Source organism: Limnospira sp. PMC 1279.21, from assembly GCF_032349615.1.
In the GTDB taxonomy this organism is placed as follows: domain Bacteria; phylum Cyanobacteriota; class Cyanobacteriia; order Cyanobacteriales; family Microcoleaceae; genus Limnospira; species Limnospira fusiformis.
On the sequence record NZ_JARPLU010000013.1, the window covers coordinates 29,747 to 45,897 of the forward strand.

Consider the following 16,151-nt stretch of genomic DNA (forward strand, 5'->3'; position numbering starts at 1 on the left):
GCAATGCACTGAGACAACCATGAGATTACAAGACGCAAAGCCCAAAGCTGGCTCTCAAAAACGTCGCCGTCGCCTTGGTCGTGGGGTTTCTGCCGGACAAGGAGCTAGTTGTGGCAAAGGAATGCGCGGTCAAAAATCGCGTTCCGGTGGCAGCACCAGACCCGGATTTGAAGGAGGTCAAAACCCCCTCTATCGACGACTACCTAAATTAAAAAGCTTTCCTCTGGTCAACCGAAAACAGTACACTACCATTAATGTGGGTCGTCTGGATTCTCTGAGTGTCAACAGCGAAGTAACTCTATCCTCTCTCATTGCGGCCGGAATTATTACTACTGACCGGGGACCGCTCAAGATTTTGGGAGATGGAGAACTAAATGTAGCACTTCAGGTTAAAGCAGCAGCCTTCACCCAAAGCGCTCGATCTAAAATTGAAGCAGCCGGGGGAAGTTGTGAAGTCTTAGGAGCCAGAAACACCAGCCCGGAAGGTTAAGCATTAGCTTGCTCTGTACATTCCCAATAGTGTTTTCAAGAGGTAGTCCTTCATGGTCGTCAGTCGTGAAAAAACGCCAACTGCACAGGAAACATTCATGCAGATGGCTCAGGCTGCTGGTTTACGGGGTCGTATTCTCGTAACCATTGGTCTGCTCATTCTAGTCCGTTTGGGCGTTTTCCTGCCTATCCCAGGCATTGATCGGCAAGCATTTAGCCAAAATATTCAAAACACCCCCTTTATCGGTTTTCTCGACCTATTTTCCGGGGGTGGATTTTCAGCCCTGGGTATTTTTGCTCTGGGAATTCTCCCCTATATTAACGCCTCCATTATCATGCAGTTGATGACGGCGGCTCTCCCCACTTTAGAAGATTTGCAAAAAAACGAAGGGGAAGCCGGACGGCGGAAAATATCTCAAATTACCCGCTATGTGGCCTTGGGGTGGGCTATCTTGCAAAGTATTGGTATTGCCATTTGGGTCAGCCCCTTTGCTCAAAACCCCAATCAACCACAGTTCATAGTCATGGCTGAAGTAGTCCTGGCTCTGGCTGCTGGGTCTATGTTTGTCATGTGGGTATCGGAACTGATTACAGAACGCGGTATCGGTAATGGCGCTTCCCTGCTCATTTTTATCAACATCGTAGCGGTTCTACCCCAATCATTGGGCAGTACCATTGAATTAGCTCAAAGTGGTGATAGCGCTATTGTAGGACGAGTTGTGATCTTGTTATTGATTTTCCTAGCAATGATTGTTGGGATTGTTTTTGTACAAGAGGGAACCCGTCGTATTCCTATTGTTTCCGCCCGCCGACAAGTGGGTCGCAAACTTTATCGCGAAAAAAGTAGCTATCTACCTTTGCGTCTAAATCAAGGCGGGGTGATGCCGATTATCTTTGCTTCGGCAGTTTTGATTCTTCCGGCTTCTATCTCCCAGTTTGCTAATAATCCGGTTCTGGTACAAATTTCTACTTATCTGAGTCCCGGAGGACCTGCTCCTTGGCTCTATATTGCCTTTTACTTGCTGATGATTCTGTTCTTTAGCTATTTCTACGCTTCTTTAATTATGAATCCCGTAGATATGGCTCAGAACTTGAAGAAAATGGGAGCTAGTATTCCCGGAATTCGTCCAGGTCGCGCCACCAGTGAGTATATTGAGCGGGTTCTGAATCGCTTAACCTTTTTGGGAGCGGTTTTCTTGGGTTTAGTAGCAATTATTCCTACTGTAGTCGAAAGCGCTACCAGAGTTCCTACTTTCCGAGGCTTTGGTGCTACTTCTCTACTGATTCTGGTCGGGGTTGCTATTGATACCGCCAAGCAGGTTCAGACCTATGTAATTTCTCAAAGATATGAAGGGATGGTGAAAAAATAATGCGGGAATTGATTTTTTTGGGGCCGCCTGGTTCGGGAAAGGGAACACAAGCGGCTCGTATGGCTGAGATTATGAAAATTCCTCACATTTCTACTGGAGAGATTTTGAGGGATCATGTCTCTAAGCAAACTCCCCTGGGTCAACAGGCTAAAACCTATATGGATCTGGGTGATTTGGTTCCGGATCAACTGATTTTGGATATGGTGACTCACCGTTTATCAGAGCCTGATGCTGAAACGGGTTGGATTCTCGATGGGTTCCCTCGTAATGTCAGCCAGGCTCAGTTTGTCCAAGAGCATTTGTTGTCGGTTGATGAGAAAACGGGCAAAATTCCAGATAAAGATCACGTCTGGGTCATTAATTTAGAGGTTCCAGATGATGTCATCCTGAAACGATTGCTGGTGCGAGGTCGTGAAGATGACCATGAAGAAACGATTTTACATCGCCTTCAGGTTTATCGGGAACAGACGGCTCCCTTGATTGAATTTTACAGCAGTCGTAACCAACTGCATCATATCAATGGCGATCGCACCATGGAAGAAGTAACCGATAGTTTAAAAGAGGTAATTACCAGCTAATCATTGGCATGGAGAATCCAGGTTCACCAATCTGGGCACCAAATCTCCCCCCGGCGGTTCCCATCGTGGCTTAGTCATTTGTGTTGATGACATGGATGATTACCAGATTTTGATAAGATATGTTAACACGCTCAGGCCCTAGCCCGGACGCTATTCTGCCTGGTTGGATGATTTTAGTCGCCTACTGGGGGGTTTATTTACCGAATTGAGGAACTAACAGTTTGTCTAAACAAGACTTAATAGAAATGGAAGGAACTGTTACCGAGTCCCTTCCCAACGCTATGTTTCGAGTCGATCTCGATAATGGTTTTAATGTACTAGCACACATTTCGGGTAAAATCCGGCGCAACTACATTAAAATTCTACCGGGCGATCGCGTCAAGGTAGAATTAACCCCCTACGATCTCAGCAAAGGTCGGATCACCTATCGACTGAAAAAGAAATAGGTTCCCCTCATAGCTGAATCGCTCCAGGTTGATTTACCTCAATCCTGGCTGAAAATTTTTAGCCTGTGGTATAATTAAGAATTTGTTGTAAACTACTATTAGTAGTTAGTGTCGTTCTATATAGCGTTAGCATCCCCCTGTAAAAACCAGGCTGGTCAACAGCCATGTTTCCGGGGAACTAAGTTATGGACAATAGTTGAATTTCCTAGGGGATAGGGGGGTCGCTAATCTCAAGCACTAAAACCTAAGAGTTAAAAATCAACAAGGGGACTACCTGCGCGTAGGGCTGAGTTGTCAAATAATACTCTGGGGAAAGTACCGCCGACCAGTAACACCATAGTAGCGAAGTAACTTTGTGCTGAAAACAGCCTAAATCAGGCTAACCATAGAAAGATACAGCACCTCTGTCTTTCTTCCCCAGTAGGGTAAGGCAAATTCATGAGCCATAAAATTGTAATCGGCCAGCTAAATCTAGTGGTTTCCCAACTCCCATGAGGTTGACATGAAAGTTAGAGCATCAGTGAAGAAAATTTGTGAAAAATGTCGCGTCATTCGCCGTCGAGGGCGAGTGATGGTGATTTGCTCGAATCCCAAACATAAGCAAAGACAAGGATAGTGATGATGAAGGTAGTGAAGTGCGTCAGAGAGGCAGAATGCAAGCAGATTCAATGATTATTAATTGGTCTGGCGCACCCTACCCATATTAACTGTTGATGTCTATTGTACACAGAGGGAAGAAAAGCAAAGTAGCGGGAAAGCTAAATTAAGTATCCCACTAACCCAAGCCAGTGATACCCTCGTCAAACGCACTTAATGGCTGTTATGATGGCCGCGCGAGGCGGCTCAGTCACTAAGCTAGGAAGTGTGAAGTTAGCCTTCACGGTCTGATCACTGGCAGGATTAAATAGAACAACTCGGCACTGTAATTAATTTTGGCACAGCACGATTATTAGGGAGAAAAAAACGTGGCACGGATAGCCGGAGTAGACCTTCCACGCGATAAGCGTGTTGAGATTGGTCTGACCTATATCTACGGAATTGGATTATCTCGCTCCAAAGAAATCTTAGCGGAGACGGGTGTCAACCCCGACACTCGGGTTAAGGATTTAACTGATGCGGACGTAGCAGCTTTACGTTCTGTAATCCAAACTAACTACCAAGTAGAAGGAGACCTGCGGCGCTTAGAAGCGATGAGCATCAAGCGTTTAATGGATATTGGTACTTATCGTGGTCGTCGTCACCGAATGGGATTACCGGTTCGGGGTCAGCGGACGAGGACGAATGCCAGAACCCGGCGTGGAGTTCGCCGAACTGTAGCAGGTAAGAAAAAAGCCGCCTCCAAGAAATAGTCTATGGAGAGGCTTTCCATGGGCCAACTGTATTAATCAATTATTCAGTAGGCAAGTTAATCAACTCAATAGGTCGTTAAAGAGACAACTATGGCGCGACAAACTAAAAAAACTGGACCAAAAAAGCAAAAACGGAATGTCCCCAACGGGGTAGCTTACATTCAGTCTACGTTCAACAACACAATTGTTAGTATTACGGATCAAAATGGGGAAGTAATATCTTGGGCTTCCGCCGGGTCTACAGGATTTAAGGGAGCGAAAAAAGGAACTCCCTTTGCAGCCCAAACAGCGGCTGAAAGTGCTGGCCGTCGAGCGTCCGACCAAGGTATGCGCCAAATTGAAGTAATGGTCAGCGGTCCTGGATCAGGTCGAGAAACAGCAATTAGGGCATTGCAGGGAGCGGGACTAGAAATTACTCTCATTCGTGATGTCACCCCAATTCCTCACAATGGTTGTCGTCCCCCCAAACGTCGTAGGGTGTAAAAAAGCCTGGTGGCGTGCGCCCAAACTAAAGCCGTAACAGGTTTTGAAAAATGAGAAGTTACATCCCCGATACTTTTCATTTTTCATTGGTAATGGGTTAGGTCTAATTTTTGGGGTAAGAGTCGAACGGAGGTCAATCGGTGGCGCAGTTTAAGATTGAGTGTATTGAATCCAATATAAGCACTGACCGTAGTCAGTATGGCAAATTTGTCCTGGGACCGTTAGATCGTGGCCAGGGAATAACCGTTGGAAATGCACTAAGGCGGGTGCTGCTGTCAAATTTAGAAGGGACTGCCATTACAGCGGTCCGAATTGCTGGCGTTAACCACGAATTTGCAACGATTGAAGGGGTTCGGGAAGATGTCCTAGAGATCATGCTGAATTTGAAAGAAGCAGTTCTCAAAAGCCATACCTATCAGAAGCAAATTGGCCGTCTCTTGGTGCAAGGTCCAGCAACCGTAACAGTCGGCCATTTTGATTTACCCTCGGAAGTGGAGGTGGTCAATAAAAATCAATATATTGCTACCTTATCCCCGGGGGCAACTCTGGAGATGGAATGTCAGATTGAAAAGGGGACAGGGTATCGAGCGGTTGATAGACATCGGGATGATTCTGCGGCTTTGGATTTTCTCCAAATTGATGCAATTTTCATGCCGGTACGGAAGGTAAACTACACTGTAGAAGATGCCCGCGATGGTGGATCTTTGGAGAAAGATCGGCTGACGTTGGAAATCTGGACGAGTGGCAGTTTGACTCCCCAAGAAGCGATCAGTCAAGCGGCTGCGATTTTGGTGGATCTATTCGGTGCCCTGAAAGATATCAACCTAGAATCAATTACGAGCGATCAAAGGGATGATATCGATCCTACCAGCCAGATCCCGATTGAGGAGCTACAACTTTCGGTTAGGGCTTATAACTGCCTAAAACGAGCGCAAATCAACTCGGTGGCGGACTTACGAGATTATACAGAGGAAGATCTCCTAGAGATCAAAAATTTCGGTCAAAAGTCTGCTGAAGAGGTGATCGAAGCTCTCCAAAACCGCCTAGGAATTACTTTACCTAAGGAGCGAGCAGCTAAATCTTGAGTAGGTGAGTGCCATAGAAGGTCACGGCTCGAAATGAGTTGTGAGTGCCTGTTTATGGCTGGTTTCGGAACTAAATCTAAGTAACTTATCTAAATAATTTGTCATGCGTCATCGTTGTCGTATTCATCAACTTGGTAAACCTGCGGACCAGCGAAAAGCCCTTTTGCGATCGCTGACTACCGAACTCATCCGTCATGGTCGTGTAACTACGACGAAAGCACGAGCTAAAGCTGTGCGCTCTGAAGTAGAACGGATGATTACTCTAGCTAAAGATGGAACACTCGCCTCTCGTCGCCAAGCGATGGGCTATATCTATGACAAACAACTGGTTCATGCGTTGTTTGAAGGAGCAGCCCAGCGCTATGGCTCCCGTAAAGGGGGATATACTCGCATTGTGCGAACGGTTCCTCGCCGGGGAGATAACTCGGAAATGGCAATCATTGAGCTGGTTTAAGGCGATTGTCAGGGAGCCGGTGACTCAAGCTGAACTCAAGGGAAGGCGGATTGTCAATGACTGATAAACAGCGCATTGCTCTGATTATCCAATACGATGGAACCCACTTCCACGGATGGCAACGGCAACCCAATCAGCGCACGGTTCAGGAGGACATAGAAACAGCTATTGGCAAGGTTTTAAAGCAGGAGCGAGTCCCCCTCCATGCAGCAGGTCGCACGGACTCTGGAGTTCATGCAGCAGCCCAGGTGGCTCATTTTGATGCCCCAGCCCATATTCCTGCCTATCGGTGGGCAACCATTCTCAATAGCCGATTGCCAGCGGATGTCCTGATTAGGGCATCGGCTCCGGTAGCGAAGGATTGGCACGCCAGGTTTGACGCTCAATGGCGACGCTATCGCTATAGCCTTTACACGGATGCTCGACCTAACTTGTTTATCCGTCGGTTTACCTGGCACTACTATCATCAGCGGTTGGATGAAAGCCTAATGTTGGCAGCTCTCAAACCATTACTGGGCTATCACCATTTATCAGCATTCCAACGAGCTGGTTCTAGTCGCCCCCATGCTTGGGTGGATGTCCAGGATGTGCAATGTTGGCGGAGCGAAGCATTTATTCATATTGAAGTTCAAGCGAGCGGATTTCTGTATGGAATGATGCGATTACTGGTGGGGCTGCTGGTACAGGTGGGGGCGGGGGAGCGATCGCTAGAAAACTTCCAAGATATCTGGGTCAACGAACGTCGGGAAATTGTCAAATCGGCAGCCCCTCCCCAGGGGTTGTGCCTACTACGGGTAGGCTATCCGAATTTCCCCTTTACTCCTGATATCTGGTTCGATACTTTTCCTAAATTTATCCTAGGAAAAACTGAACCACAATCACCATTAACTTAGGAGAACTGCAAGATCATGATGACTAAAACCTATCTGCCGCCGGTTGACTCCATTGAACGAAAATGGTACGTCATTGACGCGGCGGATCAAAGACTGGGCCGCCTGGCTACAGAAATTGCTCAAATCATTCGTGGCAAAAATAAACCCACTTACACCCCCCACATGGATACAGGGGATTTTGTAATCGTGGTTAACGCTGACAAAGTGGCAGTAACTGGCAAAAAAGGGGAGCAAAAAATCTATCGTCGCCACTCGGGTAGACCGGGAGGGATGAAGACAGAGACTTTTGATCAACTGCAAAACCGAGTCCCGGAACGAATTATTGAGAAAGCAGTTAAGGGAATGCTCCCCAAAAATGCTTTGGGCCGCCAACTATTTACGAAGCTAAAAGTTTATTCTGGTCCGACTCATCCCCATCAGGCTCAAGATCCTGAAGTGCTGAAAATTGACACAATTCCCACAGGAGGTAAATAATGCAGGCTATAGATACAGGTAAGGCAGTTTACTGGGGTACAGGTCGCCGGAAATCAGCGATCGCTCGTGTGCGTTTAGTTCCGGGCAGTGGCCAGGTAATTATTAATGGTCGCGAGGGCGAATCGTATCTGCAATTTAACACGAGCTATCTTTCAGCTACTAAAGCACCCCTAGAAACTTTAGGGCTAGAAAATGATTACGATGTTCTGGTAAATGTCCAAGGTGGGGGTCTCACAGGTCAAGCGGAGTCCATCCGCTTAGGTGTGGCTCGTGCTTTATGCGAGTTAAGTCCTGATAATCGCCAACCACTGAAAGCAGAAGGCTATTTAACCCGTGACCCTCGCGCTAAAGAGCGGAAAAAATACGGCTTGCGGAAAGCTCGCAAGGCTCCCCAATACTCGAAACGCTAGAGAGTTTTGGCTATCAATCCAGACTCAAGCGCGATCGTGTAAACTATCCTAGACAGGGGGTGGTAATATTGCCCATCCCCAGGTGGGTGCAGAATCTCAATTTATTAGGTTTTGTGACTCAGCCTGTCGCGAGCCAATTATGGCTATAATAGAAAGAAAGTAAAATTTGTTGATTTTGACTTGGTAGCTTAAACCATGCCTAAACCTGATATTCATCCCGAATGGTATCCAGAAGCTGAAGTAATCTGTAACGGCGAAGTCGTTATGAAAGTTGGTTGCACACAGCCATCACTGCACGTTGATATCTGGTCTGGAATCCACCCATTCTATACTGGAACTCAAAAGATTATTGACACAGAAGGACGAGTTGAACGCTTCCTGCGTAAGTATGGCATGATTGATGAGAGTCAAGCCACAGGAACGGAAGCGGATCAATCGAAAAAATAGCCGGGTTGTCGATTGTTTGTCGTCTGTTGTCCGTAGCGTCTGACTACTGGCAACCGACCGATTTTTGGTTTCCGGTTTATCCCTAATATTTAGCAGTGTAAAATAAGTTGTAAACCACCATTAAGTAAGGGTTAATGATGGTGATGGAGGTAATGCCAACGCCTAATTATCGAATATTTAATGATGTAAATCACCCACATTTACCGATAATTTTGATGGTAAAAAGCTGCAAAATTCCGATATTTAAGATATCTTTATACCCGGGGTTCAAGACGGAGACAAAGACAATTTAAGCTAAATTATGCTTCGACAACCGACTACTAACAAGAGGCAACCGAACCGCCATGGCAGAAACTTATTTACTAGATAAACTCAAATCCGTTGAGCAAACCTTTCAGGAGTTAACTTTACGATTAGCAGATCCTGAAATTGCGACAGATCCTGATGAATTTCAACGGGTAGCCAAAACTCGGTCTTCCCTGGAAGATGTGGTTAATGCCTATCAAGATTGGAAAACAACTCAGACGGAGTTAGCCGGGGCCAAACAAATCCTCCGAGAGACGGGGAATGATCCTGAACTCAAGGAAATGAAAGAAATGGCAGCTTTGGAGGTAGAAGAACTAACCACGAAGTTGCAAGAGTTGGAAACACGCCTGAAAATTCTCCTGCTACCCCAAGATCCTAATGATGATAAAAATATCATGTTAGAGATTAGGGCAGGTACTGGCGGCGATGAAGCGAGTATTTGGGCGGGGGATTTGGTGCGGATGTATTCCCGCTATGCTGAAACTAAAGGTTGGCGGGTAAGGCTACTGAGTGAGTCCCTGGCTGATATGGGGGGATTTAAAGAGGCGATTCTGGAAATTCAAGGCGATCGCGTTTATAGTCAGCTTAAATTTGAAGCGGGAGTTCATCGAGTCCAACGAGTTCCTGTAACGGAAGCAGGTGGGAGGGTTCATACTTCCACAGCAACGGTGGCAATTATGCCAGAAGTTGATGATGTGGAAGTGCAAATAGACCCGAAAGATATTGAGATGACTACGGCTAGATCCGGAGGTGCAGGTGGTCAGAACGTAAACAAGGTGGAAACGGCAGTTGATTTGTTCCACAAACCGACGGGTATTCGGGTATTCTGTACGGAAGAACGCAGTCAGCTAAAAAACCGGGAACGGGCTATGCAGATTTTGCGGGCTAAGTTATACGAAGCTAAACTGCGGGAACAACAGGATGCTGTGACTTCCATGCGGCGATCGCAGGTGGGGACAGGTTCAAGGTCGGAAAAAATCCGCACCTATAACTATAAGGATAATCGGGTGACAGACCATCGTCTGGGTCATAATTTCTCGTTAGCCCCAGTATTAGAAGGGGGAATAGGAGATTTGATCCAAGCGTGTATCATTCAAGATCAACAGGAACGATTGGCACAATTAGCAGAATCAACTGCTCCTGCATCTGTATAATAATGGCGATCGCTATTTTATGATTGGGGAAAGAAACCGGGTTGATGTGAGAGTTTTTCGTTTCTGATCAAAGATTTAACCAAGAAACCCGGTTTCTAGTTGGGGGGTTCTGCGATCGTGTTACGGGAAGCAGAGTTGAGTGGAAAAACAGCACCATTACTTCCGAGATAGCAAACAGTGCAGTCTGATGTTGAGAAATGGCTAAAAATAAACTCAAACTGATGGTAGTTGATGACGAACCCGATAACCTCGATTTGCTGTATCGGATATTTCGCCGCGAATTTCAGGTGTTTCGAGTAGATAGCCCAACGGCGGCTTTACAATTACTGGAAACTGAAGGGGAAATGGCGATCATAATTTCCGATCAGAGTATGCCAGAAATGACCGGACTTGAGTTCCTCAGTAAAACTGTGGCCCGTTTTCCCGACACAATTCGGATTTTGCTGAGTGGATACTCCCCAGAAACCCTAGAAGCATCCGGCGAAAATTTAGAGGCGGCGCAATTGTTTCAGTGTATTACTAAACCGTGGGACCCCACAGTGTTTGAGGCTACCATTAAAGATGCTAAAGCAGTTTACCAGCAGCGACAAGGTTCAGAAAATCCATAAACAACCCAGGCATAATTTGATCACGTTTAGCCATGACTCCAGAAATGGTTGATTTTTGTTAAGATCCAATGCGGGTATGTAATTTTTGGCTTTGATGACAGTGTAGGGGGGTGATGCCATATCTTTCCAGGAAATGGATCTACGGTCGAACCTATCCTTACACGATTTCCTGACCCCACCCTTGAACATATTTTCGTCCTAGGAGACTGTTGATGCTGCGACTAGAACATATTAGCAAAATCTATCCCACAGGTACTATTCTTAAAGATATTAACTGGGAAGTTAAACCAGGCGATCGCATTGGTTTAGTGGGGGTAAATGGGGCGGGAAAGTCTACCCAACTTAAAATTATAGCCGGAGAAGTTGAACCCACATCCGGGGAAGTTATTAAGCCATCAAGTCTACATATCGCCTATTTAACCCAGGAATTTGAAGTTGATCCGGCGCGCACCGTCCGAGAGGAGTTTTGGAGGGTTTTTAATGAGGCTAACGCTACCCATGCAGCTTATGGTGAAGTTCAGCGAGAAATGGAAACGGCTGATCCGGATCGCCTGGATGAATTAATCCATAAATTGGATAAACTCCAACGGAAATTTGAATCCCTTGATGGCTACGGCTTAGAAGCTAAAATTGAGAAGATTTTACCAGAAATGGGGTTTGACTCGGAAGATGGCGATCGCTTAGTTAGCGCCTTTAGTGGTGGCTGGCAAATGCGTATGAGTTTAGGTAAAATTCTTCTGCAAGAACCAGATTTATTACTACTGGACGAACCGACAAACCACCTCGACCTAGAAACGATAGAATGGCTAGAAATTTACCTGAAGGGTTTAACTACCCCCATGGTAATTGTTTCCCATGACCGCGAGTTTTTAGACCGTCTCTGTACTCAAATTGTCGAAACCGAACGGGGAGTTTCTCGGACTTATTTGGGTAACTATTCCGCCTATTTGCTACAAAAGGCGGAAGCTGAGGCTGCTCAATTAAGCGCCTATGAACGTCAGCAGAAGGAACTCGAAAAACAACAGGAATTTGTCGAAAGATTTAGGGCGAGTGCCACCCGTAGTACCCAAGCAAAAAGCCGCGAAAAACAGTTAGATAAAATTGAGAAAATTGAGGCTCCTACAGCTTCTTTAAAAACGCTGAAATTCCACTTTCCAGAGGCTCCCCGTAGTGGCCGGGATGTGGTTAAAATTCAAGATTTGGTGCATACCTATGATGAGAAAATCCTGTTTTTGGGGGCAGAACTGCTAATTGAAAGAGGCGATCGCGTAGCTTTTTTGGGTCCTAATGGTTGCGGTAAATCTACCTTGCTTCGGATGATTATGGGGCTGGAAACCCCCAGCGAAGGAAGTGTATCTCTAGGAAAACATAATGTGATTCCGGGTTACTTTGAACAAAATCAAGCCGAAGCCTTAGACTTGACCAAAACAGTTATGGAAACTATCCATGATGAAGTTCCCGACTGGAAAAATGAGGAAGTTCGCACCCTCCTCGGTCGGTTTTTATTTAGTGGTGAAACTGTCTTTAAAAAAGTGGGTTCTTTGAGTGGTGGAGAAAAGGCGCGGCTGGCTTTGGCTAAAATGTTGCTCCAACCTGTGAATTTGTTGATTTTGGATGAACCAACTAATCACTTGGATATTCCGGCTAAGGAAATGATGGAATCAGCTTTACAGGAGTATGAGGGAACGGTTCTGCTGGTATCCCATGACCGTTACTTTATTTCTCAGGTGGCCAATAAAATTGTGGAAATTCGTGATGGTGAGTTTCGGGTTTATCTGGGAGATTATCACTATTATTTGGACAAGTTGGCTGAGGAAAAAGAACAGGAACGACAAGCTAAGTTAGCAGCCGAAAAAGCCGCGAAAAAAGCAGCTAAGGCGGCTAAGGCGGCTCAGAAAAAGGCAGCGGCTAAGGGTAGATAGTTTTATAAATCTGTAATTCCCCCTAGACCAATTTAGGGGGATATCAAACTCGGCTTTCGGGTGTTTATTAATTGGGTGGGGTTGAAATTATGCGATCGCTCTGTCAGGTTTCCTCGCTTGAGTACAACTGAGGTTAAGTTATGTTAAATTGGGTCTGTTGTAGTGATTTTTACCTATGGTGGCGATCGCATTGGCATCCTACACTTCTTTTAGACTCCAAGGGGGTGCAACTAAACTGCTAATTTTGTCAGCAACCATTAGTGTGTCGTAACTATCGCCATCAATTGTAAACAAAATTCCATCCACCAGCAGCCTAGGCGAATAGTCCCGCAGTAATTGAAACAAACAGGGTGAAACTTTATGAATTTCCAGTTTCAGTGTTTTCATGTCGTTGCCTCACTTGATAGTTTAATGAGCCATTAACACCTATTATAATTGATCCCTATGGTTTTGGGGGATTCTTGGGAAAGTATTAGTAATACTCAATTCGGCTATCTAAATCAGCCAATAAATTAATCATATAATCACCTCAAACCACAGTTTTCATGGTATAATAGCGTTTTCGCCTCATCAGCTATTTACTATTTCAGGCAACTGTGAAAAAAGCGTGAAAAGCGACATAATTTAATATTACGCTTCCCTGGTGGACCTGGTATTGATCAGATACAACTGTGCTGGAATTGGTAAAAGAGCGATCGTAAAGGGAACTAAACTGGGTAAACTATAGGTATTCGGAGAAGTTGGGTGCGTTACACCACCACTCATGGATCAACTCTTAAATAGGGAATTCAGGGTAGAGGTAGGTAGCGCACCATTTTTATTAAACTAGACCCCTCGTGTCATGAATACTGTCTTACTGGTTGAAGACTCCCTCACCCAAAGGGAATGTCTCTCCTACCAACTAACCTGGAGTGGTTTGGAAGTCATACCCGCCTCTGATGGCTTGGAGGCTTTAGATAAGTTACAGCAGGTGTGTCCAGATGTGATTTTGTTGGACGTGGTGATGCCTAAGCTGGACGGCTACAAAACCTGTCGTTTGATTAAATCCAACCCTGACACTCAAAATATCCCCGTTATATTTTTAACCGGAAAAGAACAAAATCTAGCCGTGTATGAAGGCATTAAACACGCCGAAGCCTATGTCAGTAAACCCTGGCGACCTAAAGAACTTTTGCAGACGATTAAATGGGTGACAGTTGCTGCTAAATCTCAACCCACAGTTAATTCTGCTCAAGCCTGGTTCAACTATTTTTTCTTAATTGTCAAGATTATTGATGTCTGTTTTATCTCTAAAGGTAAACCAGATAAGTATGCACTCCAAATAGTTAAACTTTATCAGTCGGCAATTCAAGCCCTTGAACATACCCTAACATTCAATCCTAATTATCCTCAAGCGCGTCAATATTATCGGATAATTAATCATAGATATAAACTTTTTACTAAAGAATTGCAGGCAAATCATTCCTGCCAAATATGTCACTATTTTTATGGGCAGGATGGCATCAATTGTGCAGTGCATCCTCAAGGATCAAAATCTGATAGGTGTCCTGATTGGGAATTGTAGGGGCGTAAAATTTACCAGGATTAAATTGAAAAATCCCCAAACTTAGCCCCACCAACTTTACATATTTTCTGGCAGTTGTATTAGTTCACTCATCGCTTTTTCGAGTTCGCTCATGAGAGACCTTTTATCTGTGGCTATTCTAGCATAACAATCCGGCGGTGCCAACTCCGGCTGGAAATAAATTAACTTAATCCGATTTGGACTAATGCAAATCATCAAAACTTCTATCTCTGGTTTATATCCGTCGATAATTCCCAGGATTTCCTGTAATTTATTATCCGCATTTTGGTTAAGGAGTTCAATGGCTGATTTCGGACAAAAAACAAAGTGAGGAGTTGGCTTGAGGTCAATACCTAAAGTTCCCTGTTCGCTTTCCCCTTCTAGGTGAACTCCCCAAGCTAAGGCGGCTAGTTGCGGATGGTGATTTTCCACAAAGTGATCGAGTTGTTTTTGCCAGCCATTTTGATCTACAGGGGTGGGGGTAATATTCATGGGACTAGAATTCCATTAATTTCTCAATCCATTGTATATTTATTCGTCCTAGGAGGGTATCCTAAGTTTTAGGGAATTGATGGTCACGCTTACATTTACAGTTACGCGGTTGCCCCAAATATTGATACTCCGCTTAGATGCTTGAGTATTTAACATAAAAAACCATAACTCATTCCCATTTCTATAACTCAACCGGAAAATTACGCCCACTAATTGTCCGGATCTATAGAGTGCAAGTTGAAAACGGAATTCAGCGCGATCGCTATTCTGTTTAGCTATTTAAACTTACCCATTTTGCACCCATGAGTTTTACTGCCTTTGAATTTGAAGACGTTAATTTTAATCCGGATCTTCAGTCAGATACTACGGGAATTTCTCCTGATCCGATTTCCACAGCAACTGGTATTCAGGCGCAAAATTCCATAACTGTCTTAACTAATGGTCAAATTTCATCAGAACCCACTGATAACTCGGATTTTATCCTAGGTACAGAATTCGATGATATCATCTTTGCTTTAGGGGGAGATGATACTATCTATGGTTTAGATGGCGATGATATTCTTGGTGGAAATGAAGGTAATGATTTCTTACATGGAAATCAGGGTAATGATACCCTCTATGGCGGTCAGGGGGATGATACCCTTAGAGGTGGTAAAGGCAATGATGTGCTATTTGGTGATCTGGGTGATGACCTCTTATTTGGCGATCGCGACAATGATACATTATTTGGAAATCAAGGTAATGATACCCTCTATGGCGGTCAAGGGGATGATCTCCTCTACGGTGGTCAAGGGGATGACTTATTATTTGGCGATCGCGGAAATGATACATTAATTGGCGATCAGGGTTCTGATACTCTCACAGGTGGAGAAGGAAATAACTGGTTTTATCTGGGTTTGAATACGGGAGGATTTACCCCTGACCGCAGCAATTTTATTATGGATTTTGATATTAATAAAGACTCTATTGGTTTATTAGATAATCTTACTTTTGCATCTTTAAATATTTATCAAGGTGCCGGTATATATGCGACCGATACAATTATTCAAGACCGCGCTACTAATGAGTTTTTGGCGATTATTAAAAATGTAAATAGCGATGGTTTCAAGGCTACCATCTTCCCTTCAGATGAACCTACACCGACACCGGAACCCACACCAGAATCGACAGTTTTACCAACTCCTGAACCGACTCCTGAGCCGACTCCTGAACCCGAACCAACTCCTGAACCAGAACCGGAGCCGGAACCTGAACCGACTCCTGAACCGGAGCCGGAACCTGAACCTACTCCTGAACCAACTCCCGAACCAGAACCGGAGCTGGAGCCAGAACCAGAGCCGGAACCCGAACCCGAACCGACTCCTGAACCGGAGCCGGAACCTGAACCCGAACCAGAACCGGAGCCGGAACCTGAACCTACTCCTGAACCCGAACCCGAACCGACTCCTGAACCGGAGCCGGAACCTGAACCCGAACCATTACCGGAACCTGAACCCGAACCATTACCGGAGCCGGAACCGACTCCTGAACCGGAACCAACTCCAGAACCCGAACCCGAACCGACTCCTGAACCAACTCCAGAACCGGAACCAACTCCAGAACCGGAACCGGAACCCGAACCCGAACC

The 16,151-nt window shown here is 45.3% G+C and carries 20 protein-coding genes; 18 read left to right on the forward strand and 2 right to left on the reverse strand.

Features of this window, described 5'->3' with window-relative positions; all coding sequences use genetic code 11:
* Positions 1 to 19 precede the first annotated feature (19 nt).
* The 16 genes from rplO to P5683_RS03775 all read left to right on the forward strand — a co-directional run bounded on the left by rplO (position 20) and on the right by P5683_RS03775 (position 12,468).
* The gene (rplO, locus tag P5683_RS03700) at positions 20 to 490 is read left to right on the forward strand and encodes a 50S ribosomal protein L15 (RefSeq protein WP_006621328.1); all 471 of its coding nucleotides are present in this window, start codon (positions 20 to 22) and stop codon (positions 488 to 490) included.
* 52 nt (positions 491 to 542) lie between these two features.
* Positions 543 to 1,859: a preprotein translocase subunit SecY gene (gene secY, locus P5683_RS03705; RefSeq protein WP_006621327.1), complete on the forward strand. Its 1,317-nt coding sequence runs from the start codon at positions 543 to 545 to the stop codon at positions 1,857 to 1,859.
* On the forward strand, positions 1,859 to 2,437 hold the full coding sequence (locus P5683_RS03710; protein ID WP_006621326.1) for an adenylate kinase: 579 nt from the start codon (positions 1,859 to 1,861) through the stop codon (positions 2,435 to 2,437). The genes secY and P5683_RS03710 overlap by 1 nt, the downstream gene beginning before the upstream one ends.
* A gap of 221 nt (positions 2,438 to 2,658) precedes the next feature.
* Positions 2,659 to 2,883, forward strand: coding sequence for a translation initiation factor IF-1 (gene infA, locus P5683_RS03715; RefSeq protein WP_006618080.1), 225 nt, complete (start codon positions 2,659 to 2,661; stop codon positions 2,881 to 2,883).
* A gap of 502 nt (positions 2,884 to 3,385) precedes the next feature.
* Positions 3,386 to 3,499, forward strand: coding sequence for a 50S ribosomal protein L36 (gene rpmJ / locus P5683_RS03720; RefSeq protein ID WP_006618079.1), 114 nt, complete (start codon positions 3,386 to 3,388; stop codon positions 3,497 to 3,499).
* A 349-nt stretch (positions 3,500 to 3,848) separates the two neighbouring features.
* The gene (gene rpsM, locus P5683_RS03725) at positions 3,849 to 4,232 is read left to right on the forward strand and encodes a 30S ribosomal protein S13 (RefSeq protein WP_006621324.1); all 384 of its coding nucleotides are present in this window, start codon (positions 3,849 to 3,851) and stop codon (positions 4,230 to 4,232) included.
* Between the two features lie 90 nt (positions 4,233 to 4,322).
* Positions 4,323 to 4,715: a 30S ribosomal protein S11 gene (gene rpsK / locus P5683_RS03730; protein WP_006618077.1), complete on the forward strand. Its 393-nt coding sequence runs from the start codon at positions 4,323 to 4,325 to the stop codon at positions 4,713 to 4,715.
* A gap of 140 nt (positions 4,716 to 4,855) precedes the next feature.
* Positions 4,856 to 5,800, forward strand: coding sequence for a DNA-directed RNA polymerase subunit alpha (locus tag P5683_RS03735; protein ID WP_006621323.1), 945 nt, complete (start codon positions 4,856 to 4,858; stop codon positions 5,798 to 5,800).
* 103 nt (positions 5,801 to 5,903) lie between these two features.
* Positions 5,904 to 6,254 carry a 50S ribosomal protein L17 gene (rplQ, locus tag P5683_RS03740; protein ID WP_006621322.1) on the forward strand — a complete coding sequence of 117 codons (351 nt, stop codon included), beginning with the start codon at positions 5,904 to 5,906 and terminating at the stop codon, positions 6,252 to 6,254.
* A 56-nt stretch (positions 6,255 to 6,310) separates the two neighbouring features.
* On the forward strand, positions 6,311 to 7,147 hold the full coding sequence (gene truA / locus P5683_RS03745; RefSeq protein ID WP_006621321.1) for a tRNA pseudouridine(38-40) synthase TruA: 837 nt from the start codon (positions 6,311 to 6,313) through the stop codon (positions 7,145 to 7,147).
* A gap of 15 nt (positions 7,148 to 7,162) precedes the next feature.
* Entirely contained in the window at positions 7,163 to 7,621 is a 459-nt protein-coding gene (gene rplM, locus P5683_RS03750) for a 50S ribosomal protein L13 (RefSeq protein WP_006621320.1), read from the forward strand.
* Complete coding sequence (gene rpsI / locus P5683_RS03755) at positions 7,621 to 8,031, forward strand: 30S ribosomal protein S9 (protein WP_006621319.1); 411 nt, start codon at positions 7,621 to 7,623, stop codon at positions 8,029 to 8,031. The genes rplM and rpsI overlap by 1 nt, the downstream gene beginning before the upstream one ends.
* A 195-nt stretch (positions 8,032 to 8,226) precedes the next feature.
* Positions 8,227 to 8,478, forward strand: a complete 252-nt coding sequence (gene rpmE / locus P5683_RS03760) for a 50S ribosomal protein L31 (protein WP_006621318.1) — start codon at positions 8,227 to 8,229, stop codon at positions 8,476 to 8,478.
* Positions 8,479 to 8,822: 344 nt separating this feature from the next.
* On the forward strand, positions 8,823 to 9,938 hold the full coding sequence (prfA, locus tag P5683_RS03765; protein WP_006621317.1) for a peptide chain release factor 1: 1,116 nt from the start codon (positions 8,823 to 8,825) through the stop codon (positions 9,936 to 9,938).
* Positions 9,939 to 10,135: 197 nt separating this feature from the next.
* Positions 10,136 to 10,546 (forward strand): response regulator, encoded by a 411-nt coding sequence (locus P5683_RS03770; RefSeq protein WP_315639078.1) that lies wholly within the window; start codon positions 10,136 to 10,138, stop codon positions 10,544 to 10,546.
* 212 nt (positions 10,547 to 10,758) lie between these two features.
* Complete coding sequence (locus tag P5683_RS03775; protein WP_006621315.1) at positions 10,759 to 12,468, forward strand: ABC-F family ATP-binding cassette domain-containing protein; 1,710 nt, start codon at positions 10,759 to 10,761, stop codon at positions 12,466 to 12,468.
* Between the two features lie 198 nt (positions 12,469 to 12,666).
* Here P5683_RS03775 and P5683_RS03780 read toward each other — a convergent pair whose 3' ends face one another.
* The gene (locus P5683_RS03780; RefSeq protein ID WP_006621314.1) at positions 12,667 to 12,855 is read right to left on the reverse strand and encodes a hypothetical protein; all 189 of its coding nucleotides are present in this window, start codon (positions 12,853 to 12,855) and stop codon (positions 12,667 to 12,669) included.
* Positions 12,856 to 13,309: 454 nt separating this feature from the next.
* Here P5683_RS03780 and P5683_RS03785 point away from each other — a divergent pair, with 454 nt between their 5' ends.
* A complete protein-coding gene (locus tag P5683_RS03785) occupies positions 13,310 to 14,032 on the forward strand; it encodes a PleD family two-component system response regulator (RefSeq protein ID WP_006621313.1) in 723 nt (240 codons plus the stop codon).
* Positions 14,033 to 14,089: 57 nt separating this feature from the next.
* On the opposite strand, the gene P5683_RS03790 is transcribed toward P5683_RS03785, so the two are convergent.
* The gene (locus P5683_RS03790; protein ID WP_006621311.1) at positions 14,090 to 14,524 is read right to left on the reverse strand and encodes a hypothetical protein; all 435 of its coding nucleotides are present in this window, start codon (positions 14,522 to 14,524) and stop codon (positions 14,090 to 14,092) included.
* Positions 14,525 to 14,826: 302 nt separating this feature from the next.
* On the opposite strand from P5683_RS03790, the gene P5683_RS03795 reads away from it, so the two are divergent.
* On the forward strand, positions 14,827 to 16,151 hold a 1,325-nt coding region (locus tag P5683_RS03795; protein WP_315669417.1), incomplete at its 3' end, for a calcium-binding protein.